18 protein-coding genes and 1 tRNA gene are annotated in these 17,606 nt (G+C 33.2%); 10 read left to right on the top strand and 9 right to left on the bottom strand.

All coding sequences use genetic code 11. The features are described 5' to 3' along the window. Positions 1-33 precede the first annotated feature (33 nt). Positions 34-420, bottom strand: a complete 387-nt coding sequence (locus K6119_RS04770) for a hypothetical protein (RefSeq protein WP_221835894.1) — start codon at positions 418-420, stop codon at positions 34-36. A gap of 82 nt (positions 421-502) precedes the next feature. On the opposite strand from K6119_RS04770, the gene K6119_RS04765 reads away from it, so the two are divergent. From K6119_RS04765 to K6119_RS04750, 4 genes are all read left to right on the top strand, one after another. Beyond that, a complete protein-coding gene (locus K6119_RS04765; RefSeq protein ID WP_221835890.1) occupies positions 503-787 on the top strand; it encodes a hypothetical protein in 285 nt (94 codons plus the stop codon). Positions 788-920: 133 nt separating this feature from the next. Beyond that, positions 921-1,394 carry a hypothetical protein gene (locus K6119_RS04760; RefSeq protein ID WP_221835886.1) on the top strand — a complete coding sequence of 158 codons (474 nt, stop codon included), beginning with the start codon at positions 921-923 and terminating at the stop codon, positions 1,392-1,394. Positions 1,395-1,488: 94 nt separating this feature from the next. After that, positions 1,489-1,564, top strand: a tRNA-His gene (locus K6119_RS04755). 311 nt (positions 1,565-1,875) lie between these two features. Further along, entirely contained in the window at positions 1,876-2,454 is a 579-nt protein-coding gene (locus K6119_RS04750) for a GNAT family N-acetyltransferase (RefSeq protein WP_221835883.1), read from the top strand. Here the strand turns inward: K6119_RS04750 and K6119_RS04745 are convergent, their stop codons facing one another. From K6119_RS04745 to K6119_RS04735, 3 genes are read right to left on the bottom strand one after another with little or no spacing between them, the layout of a single operon-like run. Beyond that, complete coding sequence (locus K6119_RS04745) at positions 2,455-5,859, bottom strand: ATP-binding cassette domain-containing protein (RefSeq protein ID WP_221835880.1); 3,405 nt, start codon at positions 5,857-5,859, stop codon at positions 2,455-2,457. Positions 5,860-5,879: 20 nt separating this feature from the next. Beyond that, complete coding sequence (locus K6119_RS04740) at positions 5,880-6,311, bottom strand: hypothetical protein (protein ID WP_221835877.1); 432 nt, start codon at positions 6,309-6,311, stop codon at positions 5,880-5,882. A gap of 6 nt (positions 6,312-6,317) precedes the next feature. Then, positions 6,318-7,226: a hypothetical protein gene (locus tag K6119_RS04735; RefSeq protein WP_221835875.1), complete on the bottom strand. Its 909-nt coding sequence runs from the start codon at positions 7,224-7,226 to the stop codon at positions 6,318-6,320. Between the two features lie 165 nt (positions 7,227-7,391). Between K6119_RS04735 and hemB the strand changes: the two genes are divergently transcribed. Further along, positions 7,392-8,369 carry a porphobilinogen synthase gene (hemB, locus tag K6119_RS04730; protein ID WP_221835872.1) on the top strand — a complete coding sequence of 326 codons (978 nt, stop codon included), beginning with the start codon at positions 7,392-7,394 and terminating at the stop codon, positions 8,367-8,369. On the opposite strand, the gene K6119_RS04725 is transcribed toward hemB, so the two are convergent. The 5 genes from K6119_RS04725 to K6119_RS04705 are packed head-to-tail and all read right to left on the bottom strand — an operon-like array spanning position 8,361 to position 12,275. Then, a complete protein-coding gene (locus K6119_RS04725; RefSeq protein ID WP_221835869.1) occupies positions 8,361-8,792 on the bottom strand; it encodes a hypothetical protein in 432 nt (143 codons plus the stop codon). The two genes, hemB and K6119_RS04725, sit on opposite strands and share 9 nt — an antisense overlap. A gap of 31 nt (positions 8,793-8,823) precedes the next feature. Continuing rightward, the gene (locus K6119_RS04720) at positions 8,824-9,873 is read right to left on the bottom strand and encodes a hypothetical protein (RefSeq protein ID WP_221835868.1); all 1,050 of its coding nucleotides are present in this window, start codon (positions 9,871-9,873) and stop codon (positions 8,824-8,826) included. Beyond that, positions 9,851-10,510 carry a DUF4159 domain-containing protein gene (locus tag K6119_RS04715; RefSeq protein WP_221835867.1) on the bottom strand — a complete coding sequence of 220 codons (660 nt, stop codon included), beginning with the start codon at positions 10,508-10,510 and terminating at the stop codon, positions 9,851-9,853. Before K6119_RS04715 ends, K6119_RS04720 begins: the two co-directional genes overlap by 23 nt. Beyond that, positions 10,483-11,190, bottom strand: coding sequence for an RsmE family RNA methyltransferase (locus K6119_RS04710; RefSeq protein ID WP_221835866.1), 708 nt, complete (start codon positions 11,188-11,190; stop codon positions 10,483-10,485). Before K6119_RS04710 ends, K6119_RS04715 begins: the two co-directional genes overlap by 28 nt. A 47-nt stretch (positions 11,191-11,237) precedes the next feature. Continuing rightward, entirely contained in the window at positions 11,238-12,275 is a 1,038-nt protein-coding gene (locus tag K6119_RS04705; protein ID WP_221835864.1) for a glycosyltransferase family 4 protein, read from the bottom strand. A gap of 21 nt (positions 12,276-12,296) precedes the next feature. Here K6119_RS04705 and K6119_RS04700 point away from each other — a divergent pair, with 21 nt between their 5' ends. The 5 genes from K6119_RS04700 (at position 12,297) to K6119_RS04680 (ending at position 17,605) form a co-directional block, all read left to right on the top strand. Continuing rightward, positions 12,297-13,256, top strand: a complete 960-nt coding sequence (locus K6119_RS04700; protein ID WP_221835862.1) for a GNAT family N-acetyltransferase — start codon at positions 12,297-12,299, stop codon at positions 13,254-13,256. 1 nt (position 13,257) lies between these two features. Then, the gene (locus K6119_RS04695) at positions 13,258-14,127 is read left to right on the top strand and encodes a polysaccharide deacetylase family protein (RefSeq protein WP_221835860.1); all 870 of its coding nucleotides are present in this window, start codon (positions 13,258-13,260) and stop codon (positions 14,125-14,127) included. Next, positions 14,128-14,526, top strand: coding sequence for an acyl-CoA thioesterase (locus K6119_RS04690; protein ID WP_221835857.1), 399 nt, complete (start codon positions 14,128-14,130; stop codon positions 14,524-14,526). A gap of 8 nt (positions 14,527-14,534) precedes the next feature. Beyond that, positions 14,535-15,497, top strand: a complete 963-nt coding sequence (locus K6119_RS04685; RefSeq protein WP_237828098.1) for a glycosyltransferase family 9 protein — start codon at positions 14,535-14,537, stop codon at positions 15,495-15,497. 104 nt (positions 15,498-15,601) lie between these two features. Continuing rightward, positions 15,602-17,605 carry a hypothetical protein gene (locus tag K6119_RS04680; protein ID WP_221835854.1) on the top strand — a complete coding sequence of 668 codons (2,004 nt, stop codon included), beginning with the start codon at positions 15,602-15,604 and terminating at the stop codon, positions 17,603-17,605. Position 17,606: the final 1 nt, after the last annotated feature.

Below are 17,606 nucleotides of genomic sequence, written 5' to 3'. Positions count from 1 at the left end.
TAATTGATAGATTCAAAATAATTTGATCGTCAACTAACTTAATTCAGGAGGTGATTTGGCTGGAACTAAAAAGTGTTCCTGAATAGAATAGAAATAGGTATTTCTTGTAGTATTTGAACTAGTAAAAGAAGGGAAATCAATTTCATTCACATTTTCAAAAGCTCTAAATACAAGTAAAAAATTTCTCAATTGCTTTCCTTGAGTAATAGGGGAGTCAGATTGAACTTTATTGGTCAATTTTTTTTCAAGATAACAATGACCATGACAATTTAGTTCAGGTTTGTCAATGTTTTCACAGTGGTTTTGCTCAATAGAATCTTGATTGGCATAGAAGTGCAAAATCGTAACAGTTCTCCATAACATAGCAGACATGATGAGTGCTATAAAGAGAACTGAAGATATTTGACCGAACAACTTCATATTACAAATTTAACGACTCTTAGAATTAATACACCTGACAGAAGTCAACATTTTATATATTAGGAGAACTAATTATTTTCTCATGAAACACAAAAAATTTCTTTTCATTGCTTTAATATCCTTATCTGCAGGTCTTTATGGATGTAAAGCAATAGCTAGAACTGCGGCTAAGTATTGGACAAAAAAGCAGATTAAAGAGTTTGTAGAAAATTGTGAGGAAAGATCTTCAAAACTGATAGGTGAGGAGAAGGCTGAAAAATATTGTAATTGTGCAGTTGATAAAGTGGCAGAAAAGTATCCAAAATTTGAAGATTATAAAAAGATTGGCATAGTTGAAGCCTTAAAAATTGCCAAAGATTGTAAGTAATTGATTTTTATCATTTTTTGTTTTGGCTGAATGTGGTAATTTTTGATTGCTCAAAAAAACTATAATGCCGTTCAATAGAAAAGACCACTTGAACCCTGGAGAGATACGTCCACGGTTTAAATTAAAATCCCAATTGTCAGAAGAAGAAATTTTTACTCGATTGGTTGAGTTTGTTAAAGAAGATGATACCGTAGTAGGTAAGCAGGTTCACAATTTATATTATTTAGATATTCCTATGCGGGACAGGCATTTTTGGTCTCCTGAATTAAGGGTGTCAGCAGAAAAGGATGAGTATGCAGATCATGATGACACAATTATCAGGGTAAATGTTGGTCCCCAATATGTTGTATGGGCATTTTTTGTTTTTGTTTATTCCTTTTTAGGGATTGTATCTTTATTTGGAGGGATTTATGGCTTGGTTCAGTTAAACATGGGCAATAAAACACCTTGGGTTTGGTGCTTGCCTTTTACTTTATTATTAATATTTGGAGTTTATTTAATTGCCAAAAGTGGACAAAAAAAAGGTCGTGATCAAACCCTTCATTTAGTGAGTGTTGTGTATCATGCTTTGGGTCATGATAACGTAGAAAGAATTGATTCTTATTAAATGTTTTTTTCTGATAAAAAAATGCATTATATTTGCCGCCGCAATAGATGAATTTCAATTGTGATCAAAAGCACAAAGGTGCAATTTGAAAAATGGTGGTTGTAGCTCAGTTGGTTAGAGCGCCTGATTGTGGTTCAGGAGGTCGTCGGTTCGAGACCGATCTTCCACCCAAAGTAAAACCTCTCACGTAGTGAGAGGTTTTTTTATTTCCAACGAACGTAGAGAACTTGTTCTCAAAAGTGAGGGGGAAATAAAAAAAGAACCTTTGCCAAAAGGTTTTACTTTGAAGGCCCAACAGAAGATGTAAGGTCCAGCGAAGCTATACCGATATGATTGTTCTCAAAAGTGAGGGGGAAATAAAAAAAGAACCTTTGCCAAAAGGTTTTACTTTGAAGGCCCAACAGAAGATATAAGGTCCAGCGAAGCTATACCGGTATGATTGCTGTAATTCAATCCTTAATCTTATTTTCGCAGTTCAAGTATGATAAAGGCTACACCTGCAGATAAAGAATTGTGTTTAAAAATTCTGAAAGATACATTTCATAATAGCTATTCAGCTAGATATGTAATTAAGCAAGATCAAAAGAAAGATCAGAGATTTCAATATCTGTTAGAGTACTCATGGCAAAAAGCCTTAATGAGAGGTGAGGTATGGTTAAATGATGACAAATCTGCTTGTGCCATTTGGCTTAATTCATCAAAATCTGCTTTTTCAATGAAAGCTTTATGGTTGGATTTAAATCTTGTTTTCAAATCTGTTGGATTCAGGAGAATTCCAAAAATTTTGAAACGTCAAAAGGCAATTAAAAAAACACAACCTACATCTGCTCATTATTACTTATGGTATTTAGGTGTAGACCCTTCTATACAAGGAAAGGGGACTGGGTCTTCCTTTATGAAAGAACTGTTACAACAAGCTGATATCAATAATATGCAAGTAGTTTTAGAAACGGCTAATCCTAAAAACCTTCCGTTCTATGAAAGGCTTGGATTTAAAATTACCCATCATTTAGATTATTTGGGCTACCCACTAAAAGCCTTGGTATACCAACCAAAGTAATTACTCTTCAGACTTTTTAAATTTCTCTTTTAACCAAGCTCCGAACTTAGGGAACCAATCCATTAGCTTTTTAAAGAAATCTATTCTTAAAGTAATAATTAACATGATTGTCATCAACCACATCACACCAATATTGGCCCAATAAGTAGGGACATAGGTGTTTAGCATGGCTATTCGCTTTCTAGGCGCGTAAAAATGAGCATTCCAAAAATGTTGATCATATGGATCCAGATAAATTGGATCTGATTTTTGAACCAAATATCCATTTGAAACAACAACTGAAGACAATTCAGCTTTGTTTCTTACAAACTGCTCAAGAGCGTCGTTTGTATAATCATTTACCAATGACTGATAGCGTTCAATTCCGTAATTATCTACAATTTGCTTAGTCTTAGCATTTTTAAGATCCTTGTTTTTCTTTCTAACATTCTCATAATGCTGACTCAAAATATCAAAATATTTGTCCGTGGCAGTATAGAAAGAAGATAATCCATCTTTAGTGTCACTCACTCTTTCTAAGAATTCATCTTTCTTTTCTTTGCTATCAAAATTCATTTGAGATATGTACAACACATTGCTTTTTGTTTGTACGTCAAATAAGTTTTGATCATTTTCTCCAGGTCCCCATTTTTGACCATTTAAAGCATCTGAACTAAATCCTTCTTGATCTGGTTTTTTAATACCGGTTATGTATCCATTTTCCAGCTCATACTTTGTATAGTATTTAGGGAATGTATAAGTCTTAACCTGGCTGTTTTCACCGTACAATTCTGGGAACAATTCTTCAAGTTTAATATCATCAACACATTCGTTGCATGTTAAGTTCTTGATGAAATTTTCTTCTCTTTCAATCTCATTTTTAAGGATTGTATGTGCTTCAACAGTTTTGGCCACTTTAGAAAAATCTCCAAGGTTCATTTTCATGAATCCTTCTTGGTTTTTCATCTCAGCTAACCAGGTAACTTTTTTCCAAGAAGCAAAGCTCTCTTTCTTTTCAACATCAAAGAAGATTTCGCCGTACTTGTTATCCTTGAATTGAGACACTGCCATAGCTTCATAAGCCCAACGAGAAGCCATTACGTTACCAATTAACGGTACGGAACTCTCATTTCCAAACATTGGATTAAGCTTATCAAACTTTACAATTACACCACTGAAAAGTAATTGTGGAATAATCAAAATAGGAATCAATATGTAGATTACTTTAACACTATTGAAACTAGCAGAAATATTTAAGCCAAGTAAGTTGGCAAAGCAGGATAAGGAGAATAGTATTAACCAATATTGCCACCACATTCCGTAGATTTCAAGTACCAAATTGCCTATTAAAACAAAGAACGCCATTTGAATAGCTGAAATAATGAACATGATTGAAATCTTAGCTGTTAGATAAGATCCTTTACTCAAATTCAAAAATGATTCTCTTTTTAATATTTTTTGATCCTTGATTATCTCTTCTGCTGCTACTGTTAAACCAATGAATAAAGCAACAATAACTGAAATGAAGATAAATTGTGGAATATTTTGGTTATCTCTAAAAGTGTATTCTACTCCGTCTTGGATGTTGTAAAATCTTACAAAGAACGCTAAGACAAACGCTAATAATGGTGCTTCTAATAGGTTGATTAACATGTATTGTCTGTTCGTTAATTTAGACAATACATCTCTTATGAAGAATACACGTAGCTGTTTTAAAAATCCTGGTTTTTTAAATGTACTTTCTGGAATTTCAAGCACATTTTCAGTCTTGTCCGGTTCTGGTTCAAGCTCCTCTAAATAAGACTTGTTCCATTCCTTAGGACTGATTTTTCTATGCTGTGTTTGATTACCGTATTCATCAACAACCTTTGATTCAATGATGTTGAAAATCTGTTCAGGGTTTACGTTACCACAGACCGGACATTCACTTTCATCACTTTTTACGTGGTTAATACACTTTTTAAAGTACATCACCCCATCAACAGGGTTTCCATTGTAAATAGGGAATCCACCAACGTCTAAAATCAATAATTTATCAAACATCTTAAAGATGTCTGAAGATGGCTGGTGAATTACAACAAATATCAATTTACCTTTAAGAGCTAACTCTTTTAAAAGGTCCATGATGTTTTCTGAGTCTCTTGAAGACAAACCAGATGTTGGCTCATCAACGAATAAAACAGAAGGCTCACGGATTAACTCTAAGGCAATATTTAAACGCTTTCTTTGACCTCCTGAAATTGTTTTTTCCAATGGAGATCCAACTTTTAGGTCTTTTGTTTCATAAAGTCCTAATGAAGAAAGGGTTTTTAATACTCTCTTGGCAATTAACTTGTCATCCATTCCTCCGAAACACAACTTTGCGTTATAAAATAGGTTTTGGAAAACTGTTAATTCCTCAATTAAAAGGTCATCTTGAGATACATACCCAATTACACCTTCAATTTTATTTTTTTCACGGTGAATATCTACACCATTGATAGTAACTTGTCCTTCAGCAGGAGTGTAGTTACCATTTAATACATTCAATAAGGTAGATTTTCCAGCTCCGGATCCACCCATGATTCCTAATAAAGAACCAGACTCTTCAGCAAAATTAAATGTCTGAAGACCAATTTTACCGCTCTTAAATTTATAGACTACATTCTCTGCTTTAAAAACAATTTTAGCAGCTGAAGTGTCAGAAAGGAATGCACCAATAATATCAGAGTAGTAAATAGGTTGAACCTTACTAGATCTGATAGAAGATCCCTGGTTTAAGATTACGTGTCTTCCTTCTAAAAGCGGCTGACCATTTAAGTTCAGTTCAGAGGTTCCAAGATATTTAAAGAAGTGAAAGTTTACACTTGTAATCTTTAGTACCCTAATTTGACCTTCAATTCCTTCAGAATAGATATGTTTTGCCTGCTTAAAATCTTCTTTTGGATTAGCAGTAACGTACAACATATCCTCGTTGTCAATAATTCTATCAATAGGAGCTTCAACAAAATCTTTGATAATGTTGTATTCTTCCATTGACACATTAAATGTATCGGCAACGGTTTGAGCAAATTCTAATTCTTGAGCATCAACTACTTCATTTGCATTAATAAATTCAAGAATACGAACAAGTACAATTATTTTTTGTCTCTGAGCAAGTTCCTCATTAATTTGAGTACAAATTCTTAGAACTTTTACTGAGTGAACAGAAGTCTTTTTTCTTTTACCGTCTTTCTTTTTAGATCCACCTTGGAAAGAAATTAGGAATTCGTCAAAAATCTTTAGGTATTCTTCCACGGCAGCATGGCTCAATTCCTGTGAAAGGAATGATTCCACGATTTTTCTACCTTCACCGGAAGTGACAGGTTCTTGACTTTCAATGTTTTCATCAACTCTTGCAATAATTGCAAAGAGCTGCATGAGGGCTTTTAATATTCGTTCACTCATTTAAGAGAAGCTGAAGTAGTTTATTTATTAAATCCAATCAACAACACAAGGCATCCAGACACTTTTTTATCAATATCCAAATAAGCCTCAACGTAGCAATCTAAGGTGTTGTCAACTTTAAAATCCCAATAAGGGGCATTGTCGTGATCAGCGTTTGAGAACAAAAGGTTTCTATCCTGGTCGTAAACGTTAAAGATCACATAGTTGTCTTTAGTTCCGGCCGTAGTAGCAATTCTATATAGGGAACCTCCGTAGAGGGTTACTTTAAATTCAGCAGATTGTTCAGCATCAACAAATGCTTGATAAACCTGACCATCAGATATAAATACTTTACCTTTTTTACTGTCTTTAGCAAGGTAAGTATAGCAAACATTAACTAGAGAGTCACATTCCTGACTTTTAGCTCCAAACGTGATTAATGCAACTGCAAAGAATAATAATAACTTTTTCATATCTACTTATCCGATTAATCCGTTTCTAATGTTTTTTACTTTTTCTATAATTCCGCTCAATACATCACCTTCTATCTTTACAGAAGATTTACTTTTTATTGTTGTTTGATTGTTTTTAGCGTCAGTAATTGGTTCAACATAAGTGTAGTTGAATTCAATTTTTTCAAAGTCTTCTTCTAAACTCTTAAGATCATTGATTAGGTCGGTGTACATCTCTTCTGTGTTGTATTCTTCAAGAAGATCTACAATTGTACCCAAAGCAGTTTTTTGCTCACCAATTCTGTTGGCAATGTCTTGACTTTTTGTGTTTTCATAACTAACAGATGCAAAATACATTGCTTCAATCCATCCACCGGTTAAAATCAATGTAGCTACATCATGCTCTTCGTTATCTTTTAAGAATTTGTCTCCTTCACGATAACCTTCAGACATAATCACTAACATTGAATCCTGGTTGTTACCATTATCAATAAAACGCTCCAATAATTCGTTGTCAAAAGCACCTGCAATCCCTAACTCATCTGATAATTTCTCAATTGAAGATAAATATGAAACAGCTTTAGTATTGTTCTCATAAATTGTAGCATATCCCAAATCTGCTCCATAAACACCCATATTAATAGCGCGCTTATATTCAGTGGTAAAATTGGCAACACCTTCAGGATCAGTCAACATTTCTTCATTAAATGTTTCCACATTGTCTTTGATCATGTTCACCATTTGAATAGGGGAAGGAATACTAAACATCTTTCCACCAATAGCAGTATTCATGGACTGTTCTATATCCACATCAACGTTGTTGACATCATTGTCATCTTGAGTTGTGTCATCAACTTCAATGTCGTCTCCACCGCCACATCCTAAAAGAAAAATGCCTAAGGTGAAAATGTATATAGACCTAAGTGCTAATTTCATATCTCTTGAGTTTTGAAGTCAAAGCTATAAAAATAATTGAATTTTCAAGTCCAAAAAGTATCTATTAATGATTATTTCTTTAGTTGGTTGATTATTATTCAAATTTGGTTGAAACTTTATCTCTTTGAATCAGTAATATTCATTAATTTTGATGCATAATAACAGATGTTAAACAGACCCAGAAGAAATAGAAAAAATGACGCAATCAGATCTATGATTGAAGAGACTGTTCTGCGTCCTTCTAACTTGATTTATCCTTTATTTTTAAGTAACACCAATATTGAAAAAGAACCTATTTCATCCTTACCGGATGTTTACAGGTTAAATATGGATGGTATTTTAAAAGAAATTGAGGAATCGATTGAGGCGGGCATAAAGACATTTATACTTTTTCCTGTAATACCTGAGTCATTTAAAGATAAGACGGGTTCTTATTCATACCAAGATGATAATTTTTACTTACAAGGAATTAGAAAAATTAAGGAACACTTCCCCGGAGTAGTTTTGATGAGTGATGTAGCTTTAGATCCCTATAGTACTGATGGTCATGATGGAATAGTTAGAAATGGGGAGATTTTGAATGATGAAACATTACCAATATTGTCAAAAATGGCTGTTGCTCAGGCTCAAGCCGGTATTGATATTATTGGCCCATCTGACATGATGGATGGGAGGGTTAGAACAATTAGAGAGGCTTTGGATGTTCATCAATATGAGCATGTTTCAATAATGTCTTACACTGCCAAGTATGCCAGTGCATTTTACGGACCATTCAGGGATGCTTTGGATTCAGCTCCAAAAGCAGGGGATAAGAAGACTTATCAAATGAATCCGGCAAATAAAAATGAAGCTTTGAGAGAAGCGGAATTGGATGAAGCAGAAGGAGCAGATTTTTTAATGGTTAAACCAGCATTAGCTTATCTGGATGTAATTCATCTTTTAAAAGAAAACAGCTATTTGCCAATTGCTGCCTATAATGTAAGTGGTGAGTATGCTATGCTTAAAGCTGCTTGTGCCAACGGATGGTTAGAATACGAAAAAGCAATGCCTGAAATGTTGTTGAGCATGAAAAGAGCAGGTGCGGATAGTATCCTTACTTACTTCGCTAAAGATTATGCCCAACTGTATAAAAAACTACTTTAAAGTGTAGTGAATTGGATCTTTGTATCCATCTAAAATCAAGTGAACTTCTTCACCTTTTTTATAACCTAATGGTGTGATGTCAAACTGCAAAGTGTCGGTTATATACTCGCGGCAATTATCATCATTATTTTTATGTTGAAGTAAGATATTTCTTTTTGGAGGTAAAGATTTCATCAAGGCTGTTGAACCTACTAAACTGAATTCATGTTTTTCACAACCACCACTATAAGAAACGATCAATGTCATCACATTTTCATCAATGGATACTTTTTCAATATTCGTAGATGCAGATCTATACTCATCAAGATTATCAGCCAATACAGCTGTTTTAGTGACCTTGTCAGAAGTAGCAGTTTCTTTACTGTTTCCGCATGCAGAAATCATCAACAATGCTAATCCAAATATTAAGTGATAAGTTTTCATATTTAACTCTATTCAATTAACGTTCCAAATGTTATTTTTTTACCGGTTTTAATATTATTGCCAGTAAGATTATTAGAAGCAATATCCCTCCTAAAACAACATATTGATGAGGAAAGTTTATGATAGGATCTTCTTCTGGAGCCATTGTTTCAGGTTTAACATAAACATTTGTATCATTGGCGGCCGACATCACCTTTTCTTTTAGTACATTATAGTCAAACTTCCACTCTTCAATTCTCGGAAAATACTTTCTAAAATTGGGAATCTTATAGTTGTTCTCACTTAATTTAGATTTTACCTCATTTAGATTTTCTAAAATTTGCTTATCCCAGATATTGTAATGACGTCCTAAACTGTACGCAATATAGGCATGAGAGTAATTTAAATAATATTCAATGATAACTCCCATTTCCCTGCATGTTGCAGCAATTATTGGGTCATCTTCATGCACAAATACTATCAATCTCTTAAGCACATACTCTAAATTTCTAAGAGGTGTAATAATTTCACTATTGAACTCCTCACTATCTTTTGGTAGTTCCTTAATTGTAGAGTCTAATTCCCATCCAAGAACACTATTTTCTTTATACCATTTACTATTGTCCCTTTGCCCAATTTTTGCATTGAATATTTTTCTAAAGAAATAGATTTTCGAATATTGGATAATCATTGGGCTTTCATGCTTTATTTCTTCCAACCCTCCTTCATAATCTTCATTTAAATAATGAATCATTAAATGATCAAACCAAAAATTTTCTTCCTTTCTAATATCGACATGAAGATTTTCAAAATAATATTCAGACAATGACATATTTCCTGTTTCCAATGAAATTCTTGCAAACTCAAGACTATCTTGTCTAGTCCACTGTGTCCTTGGTTTTAGTTCAAGGCTATCAAGAGAATACTTAAGTTTCTCATCAGAAACACCTCTTTTAAATTCTCCTAATGTAAAATAAGGCGTTGGCTCTGTTCGGTACTTATAATAAACGTACTCAACCGAATCACTTTGAGAAAAAGATAAATGACTCCATAATAGGAATAGTATGACTGCAATAAATTTAATGGGCTGCTGTAAATGCATACTGAATAATGTTTGCTCCCATTTTTAAGGCTTCGGTTCGTTTAGATTCACTGTCACCATGAACTTCTTCATCTTCCCAACCATCTCCCAAATCACACTCATATGTATATAAGCATATTAGTCTTCCTTCATGCATAATACCAAATGCCTGTGGACGTTTGTCTTCATGCTCATGAATTTTGGGAAGCCCTTTTTTGAATTCGTATTTTTGATGAAAGATTGGATGTGTAAAAGGCAATTCCACAAATTCATTATTTGGAAACACTTTTTGAATTTCTGTTCTAATAAACTTATCCATCCCATAATTGTCATCAATGTGAAGGAATCCTCCACCAAGCAAATAATTCCTTAGGTTTTCAGCGTCTTCTGAAGAGAATACAACATTTCCATGACCCGTCATATGTACAAAAGGATAATTAAAAATATTAGGATCTCCCGCTCCAACAGTTTCTACTTTTTCAGAAATATTAGTGCCCAAATTTTTATTGCAAAATTTCACGAGATTAGGTAAAGATGTTGGGTTGGCATACCAATCTCCTCCTCCTGAATATTTTAAAACAGCTACCTGATAAGATGACTGTCCAAAAACCGAAAGGTTTATTATTAACGCTATGACAATAAATAAACGGTATGACATGCTAATATTGCTGCTGTTTCAGTTCTAAAACGCGAATCTCCTAGGCTAATTGCCTGAAATCCTTTTTCTTTAGCTAATATAACTTCTTCAGGTGTAAAATCACCTTCAGGTCCAATTAAAATAACGAATTCTTTTCCACTTTTCACTAAATCTTTCAATGCTGATTTGTCTGCATCATCATTGCAGTGCGCAATTAACTTTACTGATTCACCCAAATCACTTTTAATAAACTCATTAAATGATTTTATCTCATACAATTCAGGTAGATAAAGGTTCCCCGATTGCTTGATAGCAGCAATCATACTTTTCTTGATTTTCTCTGTTTTTAAAATTTTTCGCTCTGAATTTTGAGAATAAATCGGTGTGATTTTTTTGATCCCCATTTCAGTTGCTTTTTCAACAACAAAAGAAAAACGATCCATGTTCTTTGTAGGAGCAATAACAAGATGCACGTTTAAAGGTGAAGCAGTTTTTTCTAGCTTTCTAACTATTTCAAACTGTACTTCTTTCTTTACTGCAGTAGAAATTTTAGCTATGTAGCTATTTCCCTTACCATCAATAATATTAATAAGGTCTCCACTCATTAAGCGCATAACCTTTGAAGCATGGAAAGATTCATCTTCATTTAAAGACCCCTTTTCAATGTCGCCACAAAAAAAAGTGTGTTTGGCTTTTTGCATAAATTCTATTCTTGAATCAAAGTTAATAAATCAAAAAAGCAATCGAACTAACTTTGCATCAGATTCATAAGAGATTTTGCCCACTTTTGTGGAGTATTTTTGCCTCCCAATTCATGGCTTATTTTTCCCATTTCAATTAGCTCTTCTGTGTTTTTGCTAAATACCTTTAATATTACTTTTTTTAGCTCGTCAGAATTATTTGGATTTACAATCCAACCATTTTGATCAGGCAAAACAAAATCTTCATTTGCTCCAACTTCTGTAGAGCTTATAATAGGGAATCCCGCAAGGGCGTATTCATGTATAACAACACCCCAAGGTTCAAAATTAGAGGGTAATACAAATACACCTGTTTCTCTGATAACTTCATCAAGCTGATCAGGTTGAATAAAGCCCAAATGTTTGATTTTTGGATGATTTAAAGCAGGGATTTCACCTTTACCGATACACCATAGCTCCCAATTGCTATTTGTCTGTTCTACAACTTCAATAAATGAATTCCAAAGTTTTTCTATTCCCTTTACTTTACTGTATCTTCCAACGAACAATAATCTTTTTGGAAAGTTTTTTTCTTTCTCAGAAAAGGTACTTTCATAATAATTGTTGAAAAGTTCATAATCACATGAATAGGCTCCCATACTAATGTTAATCTCCTTAAAACCTAACAACTTGGCATATTTTTTTTGTTTCTGTCCTGGTACAAAACACTTTGTATAAGAATTCTTTTTATATAATCTAAACCTCACAATATTGAGGAATTGTTTAATGCTGAATTTCCACGCGTTGTCAAATCCAAGAACGACATTTATTTTCTTAGAATACATCTTGCAAATTTGATTGAACATAGGAGTTTTCCATCCACCTACGAAAATTGCATCTGGCTCTATTTCTTTCACTTTTTGTAAAAGAGATCCATAAGTGTACTCGTTCTTAAAACTTATGTTTAAGGAAGTGTTTGAGAAATCAAAAGGAGCAGAATTATTTGGCTGTTCGCATATTATATAAATTTCATTGTTTCTAGATAATTCCTTAACGCAGGAAACAAAATATCCTGCCAATTCCTCATATAAAATTAGTATTTTCATCCTCTCAATTCAGTTATCTAAATGGCTATAAATATAATTAAGTACGAAGATTGGATGCTTGATCAGGTCACTAAAATGTTTTGTGAGCAATATGATTTTAAAGCGGAAGAGTTTCAGTTATACTTTAAAAATTTTTATGAAACGCCATATCAGCAAGATAAATGTGTTAGATATGCTGCGGTTGAGGGAGATAAGTTGGCTGGATTTCAATCCTTTTTTTATTGGCCATATAAATTAAATGAACAGGTGTTTAATTCTTTTCAATCGGGTAATTCTTTGGTTAACCCAGAATTTAGAGGTCAAGGAATTTTTGGAAAGTTACTCAATGCAATACATGAGGACGAATTCAGACAGGGAATTGATTTTCTAATGGGGTTTCCTGTTCAAGCATCATACAATAGTTTTTTAAGAGCAGGATGGAATAATGTATTAGATCTCCAATGGTATGTTAAACCTTTAGGTCCGGTTTCCATTATTCGAAGTATAAAAGAGGTTAAGCTTGGGCAGTTTTTCAGAACAGAACCTTTAATGATTAAAGAGTCAATCCAAGAACAGTTTAGGTTCAACAAAACAACTGAATTTATAAAATGGAGAAATAAATTATCAGAAAACACCTATTACTATTTCGTTTTTGAAGATGAGAATGAAGTGTGTCAGTTTGAAGTAAAAATAAATGTTCGAAAAAAAGTAATTAATGAACTTATAATAGGAGATATCCAAAGTTCATATAGTTCTTTAGAATTTTTAAACCTTGCTTTTCAAGCATTAATTAAAGCATGTAAAAGTTTAAAATTTATTTCAATAATTACAATTGCAGTAAACAATGCGGCCTCTGATGAATTATTAGACATTTTAAGAGAAAAGAAATTTAAACCTCTTAATAAAAGTGTTCATTTCATTACACATCCAGTCAATTGGAAAGGTCAATTGGATTTAGATGAAAGCTGGAGATTGTTTAGATCCGATATAGATACATGGTAACATGAGATTTAATAGATTATATCATACAAAAGGACATTTTGTTAAAACCATAATTGGAAATGTTTATACTGCCATTTTCGGCTTAGGAATTTCTAAAGGAGACTTATTAGTTCTTAATTATCATAGTACTCCTGAAAAATTACACCAGTCTTTCATAAAGCAAATTACTTACCTTGAAAATAAATTCACTTTTTTAAATCCTTCTGATCTAGAAGAGTTCATGAAAGGAAAGCTTGATGAAAGTAAAAGATATGTTTTATTGACATTTGACGACGGATTATTGAATAATTTGAAAACTATTAAATACCTAAATAACAAGGGTGTATATTCGATTTTATTCGTAGTTCCAGGCTTTATAGATTCGGAAGACGGAAAAGCCTTTTATATCAAAAATATTAGACCAGTTATTAATGCAAATATTGATAATGGTAATGAAGACTTTGTCGCCATCAATTGGGATAAATTAGCCGAATTATATAAAAATGGTAATGTAATAGGGGCTCATACTCATAATCATATTTTGACTAAAGATTTGGATCACAATTCAATTGTTGATGAGATCGTCAATTGTAAGTCAATAATTGAGTCAAAACTAAATTGCAAAGTGGAGATGTTCTGCTCTCCCAATAATACTTTGATGAGTGTAGGTGATTTAGCATTGAAATTGATTCAAGATAATTACAAGTTTCATTTCACAACAATACCAGGAAGTAATTCTGTTCATAAAAATTCTTTATTTATTAAAAGAGTTAATGTTGAATCTTTTTGGACCAAAGGAGCTTTTAAATTTGCATTGAGTAAAGTTGAAAGAAATAGATACAAAAATGAAAGGTCTACTTATGAAAAGTTGATTGAAAATAGTAAAAAGTAAATGGAAAAATTAGCACTTAAACTCTGCATGGGTAAAGATATTGGAGTTCACGGAAATCTTTTCGGTGGTATTATGTTGTCTTGGTTAGATGAAACTGCAGCAACTTGGGCGTGTAGTTTATGCAGAAATCCAAATATGGTTACGGTTAAGATAGATGAAACAAATTTTGAAAAACCGGTTAAAATTGGAAATCAAGTAAATATATACGGCGAAGTAAAAAGTGTTGGTAATTCTTCAATGACCATTTATGTTGAGGCAAGAAGCTACAATTTTTATACTGGACAAGAACAAATAGTATGTTCAACTATTTTCATTTTTGTTAGAATTGATGAGCACGGAAATGCTATTCCTATTGATTCAGATGTAAGAGAACAATACGCCCATTTATCGAAAGATTAGATCAAATATTGATTATTCAAACGGCCTTTATTGGTGACGTTATTCTAGCGACTGCATTGCTGGAATCTATACATGATAAACTACCGCAAGCTAAAATTGATGTGCTTGTTCGTTCAGGTAATGAAGGACTACTGGCGAATCATCCATTTATTAATAAAGTATACGTTTGGGATAAAAAGAATCAAAAGTTTAAAAACCTCAAATCTATCCTGAAAGAGGTTAAGAAAACAAAGTATGATTTGCTTATAAATCTTCAAAGATTTGGTTCTACAGGCTGGTTTGCTTGGCGAGCAAAATCAAGAATTAAGGTAGGATTTGATAAGAATCCGTTTAGTTTTTGTTATACCCACAAAGTAAAACATCAGGTACAAGACGGTACCCATGAAATCAACAGGAATTTTAATCTAATTAAAGAAATAGGGGAGTTTGAACTTAAAAAACCAAAGCTATATCCGGCTCAATCAGATCTTGACAAAGCAGCTGCTATAAAAGGAGATGGAGAAATAGTTGTTTTAGCTCCTTCATCAGTTTGGTATACCAAAGCATTGCCGTTAGAAAAATGGATAGAAATTATTCAACAATACAAAGAAGATGTTAAAATAGTATTGATTGGAGCCAATAGCGATAAAAAATTATTGGATGAAATTGTAGAAAAATCCAAACGTAAAAACGTGCATAATGCAGCCGGAGAACTTTCATTATTAGCGTCTTCGGCACTTATCTCTATGGCTATCATGACTCATGTAAATGATTCGGCTCCACTTCACCTTGCCTCTGCGTGTAATGCCCCCGTGACTGCCTATTTTTGCTCAACTATTCCTGAATTTGGGTTTGGCCCATTATCTGATAATTCAACAATAAAACAAACTACAGAAAAGCTAGATTGCAGACCTTGTGGTTTACACGGAAAGTCCCAGTGTCCTAAAGGCCATTTTAAGTGTGGTAAAACGATTGACGTAACCTTTTTTTAATACAATCGTTAAACGAAGCTAATATGGAATTCGTCTAATAAAGTACTATCTTTGTCGGACTTTTGGAAACTGTGGGGAAAACTTATTTGATATGCCTGTTAATTTTGCTGGGCAAGCTTTCGTATGCTCAGGGTGATTCTCTTTTCTTTAAGAAAGTTGCTGTTCTTGAAGAATTGTTTGGTGAATCATCATATAAGCCTATTGGTTTTCAGGATACTTCATTAAAAGTCATTGACTACATTTCATCATTACAGCAATCTAAAACTACAGCCACCAATTCTGCTTATTTAGAGAAACAATTGGAACTAGCTGAAAGAGATTACGGTCTTTCACTTACCGGTTCATATCTAGAAAACATCAATCCCACAGTTGGTGATTTAGAGGATAATCTGGTTTATAACAGAAAATTTAGTGTTGGAGCTAAATGGGATGTGCTTAAAAGTGGTTTTCTTGAGAATAGAGCAAAAGCAAAAATTTTAGAAGACAGGATTTTAAGAGAACAACTGAACCATAGCTCAACTATCGAAAGCTATAACTTTTTAAAGCGATTTGATTACACAATTTACACTTTCAATGTTGTCAAAATCAAATTGCTATACGAAAGAGAAAGACAATTGAAAAAGCAGTACGAGCTAGTGTCTGAGTTGGTGTACATGAAACGTCTTAAAAAAGAGAAGCTAATTGAAATGGAAAGTAGATTGGCTGAAGTTCAAAGTTTAATTAATGTATATCAAGAGTATAATCTGTATTTGAATCCTTCATCTGAAGAGATAAGTTTTAGTCAGGATAATCTTCCTTTGATTGATCTTAATTATCCTAAAATTTTTAAAATGTTGGGCGAACAAACAGATAGTTTGCTTGCTGAACGCCAATACAAGAAATATTATTCATGGTATCATGAGATGTCATTGAGTCCATACGCAAGGTTTAATTATTACGATCTAATTGGTCCACAAAATAGATCGTTTTTCTCTGCAGGTGTCAACATCAATGTGCCAATACCTTTCAATACCAAATTGAGAAATGAAGTTGAAAACGAACGATACAAATACGACAATGAAAGGCTAGTGCAGGACAGAGCTTCTTTACATGAGAATATCCTGGATATCGGATATGAATTCCGTTATAAGATGAAGCAGTTTATTGGTTTTATTCAAAAGCGTAAACTGTTTATGGAGAAGCTGAGGGTAGAGAAGGTGAAGGTAAGATTACAAGATTCAAATATAGATCCTCTAGCAGGATTAGACTTACATGATGATTTATTGAGAATTGACATTGAGCTGATTGATCTACTACAGAACATGTATCTAAAGGCATTGAAGATTCATTCTAAAATTCCTTATTCCAATATCCGTGATATAGTGCAATACCAAACAGTGACGGAGATCAATGAGTACATTGATGACAAAGAACGTTCAGTTTATGTTTGGTCAAAAACTTTTGCAGATTATTCTCCTGAGTTTTTAACTGAATATGCGATTTACAATGAGTTTAAAAAGGTGGTTGTAGCAGTTGGATTAGAAGATACTGTAAAAGGCAAGGATGTTTTTATGCAATATGCTGAACAAAATGCGGAGATCACTTTTATGATAGGGAAGAATGATTTGATGTTTGATCAAGATCCTGCATCCTATGTAGATAAAGTGATTAAAAAGTATAATGTGGTGAAACCAAAAGGGATTCATTTGGATGTTGAACCTCATACTTTTGAAGAGTGGAGTACTGAAAGACAGCGATTAACGAAACAATATTTGGAGATGTTAGGTAAAATAAAGACGTATTGTGAGGAGCGTGAGTTGAGATTAGCTGTTTCTATACCGTTACACTACAGTCATCAAACGATTGATCAAATTTTGCAATTAGCTGATGAAGTGTACTTTATGTGTTATGAAAATGTTGACAGTGATTACATAGATAGAAAAGTGACTCCATTTTTAGACTATGCTAAGGATAAAATTGTACTGGCTTTGAGAACAGAAGACTTTGGCAGCAGAATTGAGATGGAAGAGAAAATAAAAGAGTTAAGTAAACTAACCGCAGTGAAACGTTTTGCGTATCACGACTTGAGAAGGATGATTTCATTTGATGAAATCAATATACAGAAGTAGA

Origin of the sequence: Paracrocinitomix mangrovi (assembly GCF_019740355.2) — a bacterium.
GTDB lineage: Bacteria > Bacteroidota > Bacteroidia > Flavobacteriales_D > Crocinitomicaceae > Paracrocinitomix > Paracrocinitomix mangrovi.
Note: the sequence above shows the minus strand (reverse complement) of the source record. Positions and strands in the feature narration are given on the sequence as shown.